Here is a 12,944-nt window from a genome sequence, read left to right on the forward strand (position 1 = left end):
TGATTTGAACGCTTAAAGGAAATTCGTGGTGGCGAAGGCTAACAAGAAGACCTCCAAAAAGAAAAAGGCCAAGGCCCGCAAGTCTTCGCCTGCGCGCGCCACCAAAAAGGCCGGCGCCAAAAAACGCGTCGTGAAAAAAACGCGCAAGGCGCCGAAGAAGGCTGCCAAGAAGGCAGTGAAGAAGACGGTGAAGAAAGCCGTAAAGAAGTCGGTTGCGAAGAAGACCGCCAAGAAGTCTTCGAAGACACTTTCGAAGAAACCAGCGAAGAAACCGGCGGCGAAGAAATCCGTTGCAGCCCCCAAAACGCCGAGTGCCGTCGGCAGGACCTCGTCAGCCGAAAAGAAGCCATCCGCACCGAAGCGCCCGAAGGCCGCCACGCCGCGCCCGGAGGCACCCGTTGCCGCAACGCCAGCGGTGGCGACGCCACGCAACAGTTACTTCGTCACGACGCCGATCTTCTATCCGAACGGCATACCGCACATCGGCCATGCCTACACCGCGATGGTCACCGACGCGATCGCCCGCTTTCAGCGGCTCGACGGGTTCGATGTCCGCTTTCTGACGGGGACCGACGAGCACGGCCTCAAGATGCAGCAAACCGCGATTGCGGAGGGTCTCACGCCGCTCGCTCTTGCGGATCGCAACTCCGCGCGCTTCCGCGACATGATGACCGCGCTCAACATCTCATATGACGATTACATCCGCACCACCGAGCCGCGCCACGAACAGGCTTGCCAGGCACTCTGGCGCGCGATCGAGAACAACGGCGATATCTATCTCGGCAAGTATGCCGGCTGGTATTCGGTGCGTCAGGAAGCCTATTTCGACGAAACGGAAACCACCGTTGACGCCGACGGTGTTCGCCGCGAGCCGCTCGGCTCGCCGGTCGAGTGGACCGAGGAGGAGACCTATTTCTTCCGCCTGTCGGCCTATCAGGACAAGCTGCTCGACCTCTATGCGCGCGTTCCCGACTTCGTGCTCCCCCGCGAGCGGCTGAACGAAGTCGCGAGCTTTGTCAGAGGTGGTTTGCAGGACCTGTCGGTCTCGCGGACGACGTTCGACTGGGGCATCAAGGTGCCGGGCTCCCCAGCTCATGTCATGTACGTGTGGTTGGATGCGTTGACGAATTATATCACGGCCGCCGGCTATCCGGAAGTTGATGGCGCCGACTTTCAGCGTTACTGGCCGGCCAATCTCCATGTCACCGGCAAGGATATCGTGCGTTTCCACGCCGTATATTGGCCCGCTTTCCTGATGTCGGCCGGCGTCGAGGTTCCGCAACGGGTCTTCAGCCACGGCTTCCTGCTCAACCGCGGCGAGAAGATGTCGAAATCTGTCGGCAACGTCGTCGATCCCTTCGCGATGGCGGCGCAATACGGCGTCGATCAGGTGCGCTATTTCTTTATGCGCGAAGTGTCGTTCGGTCAGGACGGCAGTTACAACCATGAGGCCATCGTCACTCGGACGAATGCCGACCTCGCCAACGACCTCGGCAATCTGGCGCAGCGTTCGCTGTCGATGATCGCAAAGCAACTCGGCGGCATCCTGCCGGAGCCCGGCGAGTTCAGCGACAACGACAAGGCGATCCTGGCGCAGGCCGACGCCATGCTGGAGGCGTCGCGCACGGCGATGGCGACGCAGCAAATCCATCAATGGCTGAGCGCCGTGTGGGCCGTGGTGGCTGAAGCCAACCGCTATTTCGCGGGCGAGGCGCCGTGGGCGCTGGCAAAGACCGATCCGGCGCGGCAGAAGACCGTCTTGTACGTAACCGCGGAAGTCGTGCGCCAGATTGCCATCCTGGCACAGCCGGTGATGCCGGAATCCTCCGGCAAGCTGCTGGACAGTCTTGGTATCCCCCAAGATATCAAGGCGCGTAATTTTGCAGCACTACCCACGCGCATCGCCGCAGGTACAGCCTTGCCGGCGCCGGTCGGGGTGTTTCCGCGCTACGTCGAGCCAAAGGCAGATTGATCGGTTCGAACGCCATGCTCGTCGACAGCCACTGTCATCTCGACTTTCCCGATTTCGCCGAGGATCTCGACGGCATCGTTGCGCGGGCCGAGAGCGCCGGGATCGGTCGCATCGTCACTATTTCGACGCGGGTGAGGCGGCTTGGCGGCTTGCTGCAAATCGCCGAGCGGTTTCCGAACGTCTATTGCTCGGTCGGCACCCACCCGCATCACGCCGATGAGGAAGACGGCATTCCGGCAGCCGAGCTGATCGAGCTGACGAAGCACCCGAAGGTGGTCGCACTGGGTGAGGCGGGGCTGGATAATTTCTACGACGACGGCTCGCCGGAGGCGCAGGAGCGCGGCTTTCGCGCCCACATTGCCGCCGCGCGCGCAACCGGCCTGCCGCTGGTCATTCACACCCGCGACGCCGATGAAGGTTGCGGTCGCATCCTCGAGGAGGAAATGGCCAAGGGACCGTTTCGTGCCGTGCTGCATTGCTACACTGGCGGACGCGAACTGGCGATGAAGGCGATCGCGCTGGGACTTTCGATCTCGTTCACGGGCATCCTGACGTTCAAGAAATCAGAAGCCTTGCGCGAACTCGCCGCCGACCTGCCGGCCGATCGCATCATGGTCGAAACCGACGCGCCGTATCTGGCGCCCGGCAAATTCCGTGGCAAACGCAACGAACCATCCTACGTGGTCGAGGTGGCCAAGGTGCTGGCGGAGGCGCGCGGGGTTTCGCTCGAGGAGATCTCGCGGCAGACCACCGAAAACTTCTTTCGCCTGTTCTCCAAGGTACCCGCGCCGAAAGCGGCCGCATGACGCTGACGCTGACAATCCTCGGCTGTGGTTCCTCCGCCGGCGTGCCGCGTCCGGCGCTCGGTTGGGGTGCCTGCGATCCCGACAACCCCAGGAATCGTCGCCGCCGTTGTTCGCTGCTGGTTGAGCGCACGGGCGCCCACGGCACCACGCGGATCGTGATCGACACTTCGCCCGACCTGCGCGAGCAATTGATCGACGCCAATGTCGACCATATCGACGCGGTGTTCCTGACGCATGAGCACGCCGACCAGACCCACGGCATCGACGATCTGCGCTCGGTCGTGCTGCACCAGCGCCGCCGCATTCCCGTCTACTTCAATCAGTCGACCGCGAAAGACATCATGGCGCGGTTCTCCTATTGCTTCATCTCGCCCGAGGGTAGCGATTACCCGCCAATCCTGACGCGTCATTCCATCGAAGCTGGCGAGAGCCACACCACGCAAGGGAAGGGCGGCCCGGTGGAGCTTTCCGCCTTCCTGGTTCACCACGGCAAGATTCCCGCGCTGGGATTTCGCATTGGGGATGCCGCCTACACACCCGACGTCCACGACATTCCCGAGGAGAGCTGGCCATTGCTCGAAAACCTCGAGCTCTGGATCATCGACGGGCTGCGCTATGCCGGGCATCCCAGCCATTTCAGCATCAACGACGCGCTGTCCTGGATCGGGCGCTTCAAGCCGCGCCGCGCCGTCATCACCAACATGCATTCCGACCTCGATTACGAGGTGCTGCGCCAGAGCCTGCCGGCTGACGTGACCCCGGCTTTTGACGGGATGCGGCTAACGCTGGAGCGGACCGGCTGAGGCTCCGGCAGCCCGGCGGAACTTCGTCGGCACGAACTGATTATCACCGGAGTTCCGCTTTCAGGAGAGCCGAGATGATCCGCCGCTTGTTGGCCGCACCGGTTCTGTGGGTCTCGCTGGTATTGCCAGCGGCCGGACTGGACGCCGCGTCGATCAACAATGCAGAATTTGAATCTGCAAAACCTCCGGCGGAAAGGAAAGTCGATCCGCTCGTCATCAAGGTCCAGGTTCTGCTGGATCGGGCGCGGTTCTCTCCGGGAGAAATCGACGGCAAGCTCGGCGAAAACGCGCAGAAGGCGTTAAAGGCCTTCGCCGAGGCGAAAGGCTTGAAGCCTGCTCAGGCGCTGACGCCAGAGGTATGGAAAGCGCTTGCGGGGACGAGCTCGGACGCTGTCGTTATCGAGTACAAGATTTCCAGCGGCGACATCAAGGGACCCTTCCTGGAAAAGCTGCCCGCCAGGATGGAAGATATGCGGCACCTCAAAGCTCTCGGCTACACCAGCCCGCGCGAAGCCATCGCCGAGAAATTTCACATGAGTGAAGGGCTGCTGGAAGCTCTCAACCCCAAGAAGAAGTTCGACCAGGTTAGTGAAATCGTTCTGGTCGCGGCCGTGCCTGGCAACGACGCCAAATTGAAAGGTGACCGCATCGAGGTGGACAAATCAGGTCAGACGGTAAAGGTCTTCACCTCGTCCGGTGAGCTTGTCGGGTTTTTTCCAGCGACAGTGGGGAGTAAGGAAAAGCCGACACCCAGCGGCACGCTCAAGGTGGTGTCCGTCGATGCCAACCCGAACTATCGCTATAATCCCGACTACAAATTCAAGGGTGTTAAATCAAAAGAGGTGTTCACCATCAAACCCGGCCCGAATAATCCGGCGGGATCCTATTGGATCGGGTTATCGGCCGAAGGATACGGCATCCACGGCACGTCCAACCCTTCGACGGTCAGCAAGTCTGAATCCAACGGTTGCGTTCGACTGACCAATTGGGATGCCGGCTTGTTGGGCCGGAGCATCAAAAAGGGAACGCCGGTCGTGTTCGTCGAGCAGCCGCCGGCGAGCGGAAAGAGCTAGATCGTCCGAGCGCGCTTCAAGCCGCGCCACTTCTTGTCTCCAACAGGATTATGACGTGCTGCGCCAGACTCTGCAGGCTGGCTGATCCCGGCCCATGACGGTTGATGCTGGAGCGGGTGGAGCAAACGGACTACGTTGGGAGAAAAGCAGGGTAGTTTAATGATCGGCCTGTTCTTCGAAGTTCAAACAAGGCCCGGGCACCGGGACCAGTATCTGAATCTTGCCGCTTCGTTGAAGCCCGAGCTTGAGGCCATGGGTGGCTGTCTGTTCATCGATCGTTTCAGGAGTCTGACACGGGAGAACCTGCTGCTGTCCTACCAGATATGGCAGGACGAGGGGGCTCTGACGGCCTGGAGGGCCCACGCCTACCATCACGAGGTCCAGACGATCGGCCGCGAGAAGGTCTTTTCGGACTATCGTATTCGCGTCGCCCAGGTCATTCACGAAGCCAGGCCAGGACGGCCGGTCTGGCAGCCCGAGCGACGTACGCCCTACAACGACCCCGCAAGGCGCCCGCCAACTTACGTCCTCGCTTCGGAATGCAAGAGCGCCACGATTCCGGTGGAAACCGAATGGCACCATGGCGCGTTCGCGAGCGTCTATCGTGACGGATACTTCGCGCACTTGATCGACTTGCCGGACCCTCAAGCCGGCGTCGAATTCGGCGCCAAGCTGTTTACCGATTCAACCACTGAATACTTCCGCGTCTTCGAAGTCATGCGAGACTACGGAATGTACGAGCGAACCGAGGCGCCGCAGTATTATCCGCCGGTCGAGCGAGATTAGGCGTAGACCAGATCAGTGCCGTTTTCGCTTTTGGCACTTTTCTTTTGGTGGCTGATCTTCGCTTTTGAGTTCACAGCGGAAGATGAAAGAACGCCGACTGACTTCCGGACATGACCCCGAAGCCGACATGGTGTCTTCCGAACTCCTTACCGCAATCTCAACCAGAAATTTCGATTGAGCCGATGCGGCGAGAGGAGTGCTCAGTGTTGTCTTCCATACATCCCAAGCAAAATGCCCATGATACAGCCGATACACACAGGCGCGCCGATAACAGCCATAGGCCAAAAGAAGATAAGCATTCCGTGTGCGAGAAGTCCCTCGCCCAGAGCCTCGCCTAGGGTGCCGCTAGGCAGAAAGAAGCAGATTGAGATCAAGCCAAAGGCGCCTAAGGGAACTGCTGCGAAGGTAATCTTTGTCCACGACGTTGAGCGCGGGTCGTGCTTTGCAAATACAAACGAACCCCATCCGACGATGGCTGCGACGAGCGCCCACATGACAAGGAAAGATAATCCCATGCCGCGAGTATGCGCCTCCCTGTCAAATCGCGCATTAATGCGATGGTCTCAATTCTATCGAAGGGTTGCCGTTTAGTTAAACAGTGTTCCTGGGTTGGTTTGAACTGCAGACGAAGTTTTGTCCGCTCCTGGGCACTTTGCGGACCTGGCGATGTCCGATTGAAGTCCGTAGTGCCCACCAAAGCGGACGTCCGCCAATGTCTATGGGTTTATGAGTTCATGTCTTACGCCGAAAACGCCTTCACCGAACCCACCTGGTTGCGCAGCAGGAATTTCTGGATCTTCCCTGTCGACGTCTTCGGGATCGCGCCGAACACGATGGACTTCGGCGTCTTGAAGCCGGACATGTGGCCGCGGCAGAACGCGATGATGTCGGCTTCGGTTGCTTTCGCGCCGTCCTTCAGCTCGACGAAGGCGCAGGGCACTTCGCCCCATTTCGGATCCGGCTTGGCGACCACAGCCGCGAACAGCACGGCCGGGTGTTTGTAGAGGATGTCCTCGACCTCGACGGAGGAGATGTTCTCGCCGCCGGAAATGATGATGTCCTTGGAGCGGTCCTTGATGATGACGTAGCCGCTCTCATCGAGCACGCCGAGATCGCCGGTGTGAAACCAGCCGCCGGCAAACGCTTCGCTCGTCGCCTTCTCGTTCTTCAGATAGCCCTTCATCACGATGTTGCCGCGGAACATCACCTCGCCGATGGTCTCGCCGTCGCGCGGCACTTCGCGCATGGTTTCGGGATCGAGCACCGTGACGCCTTCCTGCAGCGGGTAGGGCACGCCCTGCCGGCGCTTGAGCTGCGCGCGCTGATCGGCCGGCAGTTCGTCCCAGCCCGGTTGCTCGGCGCAGACCGACGCCGGGCCATAGACCTCGGTCAGGCCGTAGACATGCGTCAGCTTGATGCCGATGCTCTCGGCGCCCTCGAGCACGGCAACGGGAGGCGCTGCGCCTGCAATCAACCCGACCACGGGCCGGGCCTTGGCGCCCTTCGGGGCGTCCGGCGCATTGATCAGTGTGTTGTAGACGATCGGCGCGCCGCACATGTGGGTGACGCCGTGTTTGGGGATCAGTTCGAAAATCTTCGACGGATCCACCTTGCGCAGGCAGACATTGATGCCGGCGGAGGCCGCGACCGTCCACGGAAAGCACCAGCCGTTGCAGTGAAACATCGGCAGCGTCCAGAGATAGACCGGATGCTGGCCGAGATTGCCCGCCAGGATGTTGCTGACGGCGTTGAGGTAGGCACCGCGGTGATGGGTGACAACGCCCTTCGGATTGCCCGTCGTGCCCGACGTATAGCTCAGCGCGATCGCGTCCCATTCATCGCCGGGCAGTCGTGCCACAAATCCAGCATCGCCCTGCGCCACCGCCGCTTCATATTCGAGTTCGCCGATCCGCTTGCCGCCGGCAAATGCCGCATCGTCGACGTCGATGACATAAGGTTTGGGCCCCTTCATCAGCGTCAGCGCTTCCGCGATCACGCCGGAAAATTCCGGATCGACCAGGATGATTTTGGCGCCGCCATGATCGAGCTGAAACGCAATCGAGGGCGCGTCGAGCCGGATGTTGAGCGCATTCAGCACCGCGCCCGCCATCGGCACTGCGAAGTGCAATTCGTTCATCGCGGGAATATTCGGCAGCATCGCCGCGACCGTATCGCCATGGCCGATGCCGCGGCCGGCGAGGTAGGAGGCAAAGCGCCGGCAGCGCTCATGGGTCTGCGACCAGGTGAAGACGCGGCCTTCGTAGACGGTGCTGACGGCATCGGGATAAACAGCCGCGCTGCGTGCGAGGAAGCTCAGCGGCGTCAGCGGCACGTAATTCGCCGGCGTCTTGTCCAATCCGATGCTGTATTGACCTTGGTCTGGAGTTTGGGCTGCGCTCATCGGCTTTGTCCCGTCAGCAAAATTGAACCTACAAGAACCCGATCGAAATCCACGGGAAGATCGCCACAATAATTAGTCCGACCATCAGCGCCAGCAGATAGCCCCAGATCGGCCTGATCCCTTCGGCCGGATCGACGCGTCCGATGGCGCAGGCGGCATAATAGCCCACTCCGAACGGCGGCGCGAATAGCCCGATACCCATCGCCAGAATAACGATCATGGCATAGTGAACCTCGTGCACCCCGACCGCACGCGCGATCGGAAACAACAGCGGCCCGAACAGCACGATCGCCGGGATGCCCTCGAGCACGCTGCCGAGGATCACGAAGGCCACGATCGATACCGCGATGAAGGTCGCCGAACCGCCGGGCAGGCCGGTCATGGCCGCCGCCAGCGTCCGTGAGAAGCCGGACTGGGTCAGGCCCCAGGCCATTCCGGTGGCGCAACCGATGATCAGCAGGATGGCGCCCGACAGGCACGCGGTCTCGACCAGCATCGGCATGATCCGCCGCCAGTCGAAGTTGCGGTAGATCAACAGCCCGTAGATCAGGTAGCCGACGACGAAGGCATAGACGATCCCGATGGTGGAGACCTCGGTCGCGGTCGCGATGCCCTCGACCACGGCGTAGCGGATTACAAAAGGCAGCGCCACGGCGGGCAGGGCGATGATGAACGCACGGGCGATCTCACCGCCGCTGGCCCTGGCGACATGTGTCAGGTCTTCGTCGCGGTAGCGCCACCACACCAGCGCCGACAGGGTGATCGCCAGCACCACGCCCGGCAGCAGGCCGCCGGTGAACAGCGCCGCAATCGATACGCCGGTGACCGAGCCGATCGTGATCAGCACCAGACTGGGCGGGATGGTTTCCGTCTGGGCGCCGGTGGCCGAGAGCAGGGCGACCAGATCGCCCGGCTTGGCGCCCCGCGCCTTCATTTCCGGAAACAGCACCGGGGCAACGGCAGCCATGTCGGCGGCCTTGGAGCCGGAGATGCCCGAAACCAGATACATCGCGCCGACCAGCACGTAATGCAGCCCGCCCCGGACATGCCCCAGCAGGCTCGCCAGGAACGCCACCATGGCGCGCGCCATGCCGGTCATCTCGATCAGCAACCCTAAGAACACGAACAGCGGCACCGACAGCAGGATGAGGTGGCTCATGCCCTCGTCCATGCGGCCGACCAGCACCATCAGTGGCGTATTGGTCGTCAGCGCGAGATAGCCATAGGTCGCCAGCCCAAAGCCGAACGCAATGGGAACGCCCGCGAACACGCAGAAGCCGGCCACACCAACGAAGAAGATGATCAGGTTGAGATTGCCCAGCGGCTTCAGCGAGCCCTTCAGCAGCCAGAAGGCCGCGATGACAAGCGCAACGGACAGGATGGCCGCGCATACGGTACGGACGTTGCCCGCCCGCATCAGCCGCAGCAACGCAAACAGCGCCATCAGAGCGATGCCGACCGGTAGCGCCGCCGCCCGCCAGATATTGGTGACCTGCAGTGCCGGCGTGGTGATGTAACTTTCCTCGTAGGCATATTCAAAGGCCGGCCAGGCGATCATCAGAAGGAACGCCAGCGCGGCCGAAGTCGCTACCACATCGAGATAGGCGCGCAGCGCAGGCTTGGCGCTCGCGACCACGGCCGTCATCCGCATGTGCTCGGCTCGCCGGAACGCCACGGCAGCCCCCAGCATCGCCAGCCACAGGAACAGCATCGAGGCCAGTTCGTCCGACCAGATCAACGGCCGGTGCATCCCGTAGCGCGCCACCACGCCCGCGAACAGGATGACGATCTCGGCGACGACCAGGAGCGCTGCCGGGATCTCAACCAGCATCCCAAGGAAGTTTTCAGTGGACGCGAGCAGGGAACGGCGGCGAGGGGGCTCTGCCACCTCGCCGGTCACGTTCTCGGTCAGTTCGGCATGAGCCATCGCAGCGCCCTGCACCACAGCATGAACAAAAGACAGGATAGGGGTCTGAGACCCCTATCCGGCTACGACAGCTTGCCGACGGACTTTTCCAGCAGCTCCCAAGCCTGTTCGCCGTATTTGCCCTTCCATTCCGCATAGAAGCCGGCCGAGCGAAGTTTGTCTCGGAACGGCGTGACGTTGGGCTGGTTGAAGACAAGGCCTTTGCCGGCCAATTCCTGCTGCAGTCCGGCATTGAGCTTGGCGACGTCTTCGCGTTCCTTGACGCCCGCGGCGTTGATGTTTTTGGTGACGATGGTCCGGACATCCTCCGGGAGTTTTTCCCACGCGCGGCGGTTGGCCAGGAACCAGAAGCCGTCCCACATGTGGTTGGTCAGCGAACAGAATTTCTGAACTTCGTAGAGTTTGGCGGTCGAGATGATCGCCAGCGGATTTTCCTGGCCCTCGACGATCTTGGTCTGCAGTGCCGAATAGACTTCGCTGAAATTGATCGAGGCGGGCGCCGCATCGAACGCCTTGAACATCGAGGTCCACAGCGGCGAAACCGGCACCCGGATCTTGAAGCCCTTGAGGTCCTCAGGCCCGTTGATCGGCTTGCTCGACGACGTGGTCTGGCGGAACCCGTTGTCCCAGATCTTGTCCATGACCACCAGATTGGCCTTGGTGATCTCGCCGCGGACATAGGCGCCCAGCCCGCCATCCATGGCCTTCCAGACCGTGTCGTAATCCGGGAAAGCGAAGCCGATGCCACTGATGGACGCCGCCGGCACCAGCGTCGCCAGGATCAGGCCTGACAGCGTGAAGAATTCGACGCCGCCGGATCTGATCTGGCTCAACATGTCGGTGTCGGAACCGAGCTGGTTGTTCGGGAAAATCTGCAGGTCGAACCGGCCATTGGTCTCGGCCTTGATCGCCGCCGCCATCTCCTTGGCGCGGGCGTTCAGCGGATGGCCATCCGGGAGGTTGTTGGCATATTTGTAGGTGAATTCGGCGGTCTGGGCACGCGCCACAAACGGCGCGCCGATGCCACCCAGCACCGCTGACGCAGCGGATGCCTTGAGAAGCGTGCGTCGTGAAAAGCTCATCTGGTTTCTCCCTTGAGGGTTGTTGTTCTTGAGACCCAATCCTATGCGGACCGGATGCTGCGAGCGATCTCGCCGGGCGGCTTATTGCAGCGTCCGCCGGCCGCGGCAATATCGGTTTTCGGGACGCAGCCGCGAGCAGTCATGCGTTGGCTTTTGCGAGATGTTTGGGGCCGGCAGTCTGGATCGAAAAACCGGATCAATCTGACCTGGCTTGGAAGGAATTCACGCTAAATATCTGATCTAATTGTAGATATAAATATTCCATAATATACCTTATGCGAATCGCAGATATTGGCAACAGCCACGATGCGGCACGGCTACGCCCGCTCGAAGCCCGATCCTACCGCCCCTTGAACCGCGGCTTCCGCCGCTCCAGGAACGCAGCGACACCTTCCTTGTGATCCTCGCTCAGGCTCGCCAGCGCAAACTGGTCGACGTCCATATGGCTGGTGAGATCGTCGAGCGCATGCGTGAGCCGGTTGACGGTCAGCTTGGTCATGGCGACCGACAGCGGCGGCTGGGCCGCGACCTTGGTGGCGAGCGCCATGGCGGCGTCGAACGCCTGCCCGGGTTCGGCGACCTCCTCGACCAGCCGCCATTCATGGGCCTCGGCCGCCGTGATGCGGTGGTCGGCCAGGATCACGGCCTGCTTGGTCCGCGCCGGTCCCATCAGGTGCAGCATGCGCGGCACGCTCTGCCAGCTCATGTTCATGCCGAGACCAATCTCGGGCACGCGCATATGGGCGTCACGGGCCATGACCCGGAAATCCAGCGCCACCGCCAGCGCGACGCCGCCGCCGACGCAAAAACCTTCGATGGCGCCGATCGTGATCTGTTCCATGTCCTGCCAGGCCCGCGTCAGGCGCGGCCCGAGCTTCAGGTGGCGGCGCAGGGTGCCGAGGTCCATGGTTTTCCGCGCCCGGCCCTCGGGGTCCTTGAGATCAAAGCCAGCCGTGAACGCCTTGGCGGCGCCGGTCAACACCACGACCGAGGTCGCGCCGTCATCCTCAAAGCTGCGGGCGGCATCCGTAAGCTGGCGCATCGCCTCCGGCGACATTGCGTTGATGCCATCGCCGCGGTCGAAGCGGACGACGGCGATACGGCCATCGGGCCCAAGGCCTCTTTCAATGGTGACAAACCCGGTCAAGCGGCGTCTCCCTACCCGTTATTTTTGAGAACCTTAGCGCAGAAGTCCGCGGTCGGCCCGCGCGCTGTTTGCATGCCGGCCCCTCCTGCCCGGCGGTGCAACCGGCCGCGTGGAGGCTCACAAATGGCCCGTACGCTGGTGGTCGGGTTTGCCTCCCGGGACGGGAAAGCGGATCGTGGTGCCAAGCGTGATCCAATTGGCGTTTTCGCCCGATATGTTGTGGCCGTAGATCAGGTCGACCGAGAATATATCGTTGGGCCGGTAACGAATGCCGGTCTGGAATCGCGGCCGGATCGCGCTCGGCTCGTCCGACTGGCCGGCCTGGCCAAACGCTTCGATGGTCCACTGCAACGTGTCCGTGAGTTTCCAGTCAAAGCCGGCGCCATAGACCGGGTAATGCCGGTCGGCCATGCGGTCCCACATCCAGCCGCCGTTGAGGTTGATCCGCATCGTCTCGGACAGTCTGTAGGTCACCGGCACGACCGCGAATGCGGTGAGGTTTTCTCCGGTCAGCGCGTCGAATGATCCGCCGGCATAGAACGACAGGCCGAACCTTCCCACTCCGGTCGGAATGAAGTTCCACTTGGCTTTGGGCGCGAGGCTGTTGCTCCAGTCGCCGTCGCTGCGCGACCGGACGGTCTGCATGCTCAATTCCACCGGTCTGAAAACATTGACCGCGCAGGATGGATTGGCCACGGCCGTAAAATCCGTATTGGTCGCCGCCTGCAGCCAGCTCTCGACCTTGCAGGAGCCGACCTCGGCGATGTCGGCGGCATCGACCGCATAGGCGCCGTTGGCGGCGCGCGCATCGCCGGCCGGAAACCAAATCGGAAGCCAAGCCGAAATGGCCGCTGCCGCCGCGATTGCGATGCGCCCTGCCCCAATCCCCATGGCCAAATGCTAGCAGAGTCTTCGCCTCGACATAGCCCGGATTTTGCGACTATCTT

11 protein-coding genes are annotated in these 12,944 nt (G+C 61.8%); 5 read left to right on the plus strand and 6 right to left on the minus strand.

Annotated elements, in window-relative coordinates:
• Positions 1-12: 12 nt before the first annotated feature.
• Positions 13-432, minus strand: a complete 420-nt coding sequence (locus tag JQ600_RS37480) for a hypothetical protein (RefSeq protein ID WP_312010983.1) — start codon at positions 430-432, stop codon at positions 13-15.
• On the opposite strand from JQ600_RS37480, the gene metG reads away from it, so the two are divergent.
• The 5 genes from metG to JQ600_RS31580 all read left to right on the plus strand — a co-directional run bounded on the left by metG (position 416) and on the right by JQ600_RS31580 (position 5,440).
• The gene (metG, locus tag JQ600_RS31560) at positions 416-1,972 is read left to right on the plus strand and encodes a methionine--tRNA ligase (protein WP_312010984.1); all 1,557 of its coding nucleotides are present in this window, start codon (positions 416-418) and stop codon (positions 1,970-1,972) included. The two genes, JQ600_RS37480 and metG, sit on opposite strands and share 17 nt — an antisense overlap.
• A gap of 14 nt (positions 1,973-1,986) precedes the next feature.
• Positions 1,987-2,778 carry a TatD family hydrolase gene (locus tag JQ600_RS31565; protein WP_212389204.1) on the plus strand — a complete coding sequence of 264 codons (792 nt, stop codon included), beginning with the start codon at positions 1,987-1,989 and terminating at the stop codon, positions 2,776-2,778.
• Positions 2,775-3,581 (plus strand): MBL fold metallo-hydrolase, encoded by an 807-nt coding sequence (locus JQ600_RS31570; protein WP_212389205.1) that lies wholly within the window; start codon positions 2,775-2,777, stop codon positions 3,579-3,581. The genes JQ600_RS31565 and JQ600_RS31570 overlap by 4 nt, the downstream gene beginning before the upstream one ends.
• A 74-nt stretch (positions 3,582-3,655) precedes the next feature.
• A complete protein-coding gene (locus JQ600_RS31575) occupies positions 3,656-4,654 on the plus strand; it encodes a L,D-transpeptidase (RefSeq protein ID WP_212389206.1) in 999 nt (332 codons plus the stop codon).
• Positions 4,655-4,813: 159 nt separating this feature from the next.
• Positions 4,814-5,440, plus strand: coding sequence for an antibiotic biosynthesis monooxygenase (locus JQ600_RS31580; protein ID WP_212389207.1), 627 nt, complete (start codon positions 4,814-4,816; stop codon positions 5,438-5,440).
• A gap of 739 nt (positions 5,441-6,179) precedes the next feature.
• Here JQ600_RS31580 and JQ600_RS31585 read toward each other — a convergent pair.
• From JQ600_RS31585 to JQ600_RS31605, 5 genes are all read right to left on the minus strand, one after another.
• Positions 6,180-7,841, minus strand: coding sequence for an acyl-CoA synthetase (locus JQ600_RS31585; RefSeq protein ID WP_212389208.1), 1,662 nt, complete (start codon positions 7,839-7,841; stop codon positions 6,180-6,182).
• A 28-nt stretch (positions 7,842-7,869) separates the two neighbouring features.
• Complete coding sequence (locus JQ600_RS31590) at positions 7,870-9,768, minus strand: TRAP transporter large permease subunit (RefSeq protein WP_212389209.1); 1,899 nt, start codon at positions 9,766-9,768, stop codon at positions 7,870-7,872.
• A 62-nt stretch (positions 9,769-9,830) separates the two neighbouring features.
• Positions 9,831-10,850, minus strand: a complete 1,020-nt coding sequence (locus JQ600_RS31595; protein ID WP_212389210.1) for a TRAP transporter substrate-binding protein — start codon at positions 10,848-10,850, stop codon at positions 9,831-9,833.
• Positions 10,851-11,190: 340 nt separating this feature from the next.
• Positions 11,191-11,997 carry an enoyl-CoA hydratase/isomerase family protein gene (locus tag JQ600_RS31600; RefSeq protein ID WP_212389211.1) on the minus strand — a complete coding sequence of 269 codons (807 nt, stop codon included), beginning with the start codon at positions 11,995-11,997 and terminating at the stop codon, positions 11,191-11,193.
• Between the two features lie 117 nt (positions 11,998-12,114).
• A complete protein-coding gene (locus JQ600_RS31605) occupies positions 12,115-12,888 on the minus strand; it encodes a hypothetical protein (protein ID WP_212389212.1) in 774 nt (257 codons plus the stop codon).
• Positions 12,889-12,944: the final 56 nt, after the last annotated feature.

The sequence above is a fragment of the Bradyrhizobium sp. AUGA SZCCT0176 genome, assembly GCF_018130145.1.
In the GTDB taxonomy this organism is placed as follows: domain Bacteria; phylum Pseudomonadota; class Alphaproteobacteria; order Rhizobiales; family Xanthobacteraceae; genus Bradyrhizobium.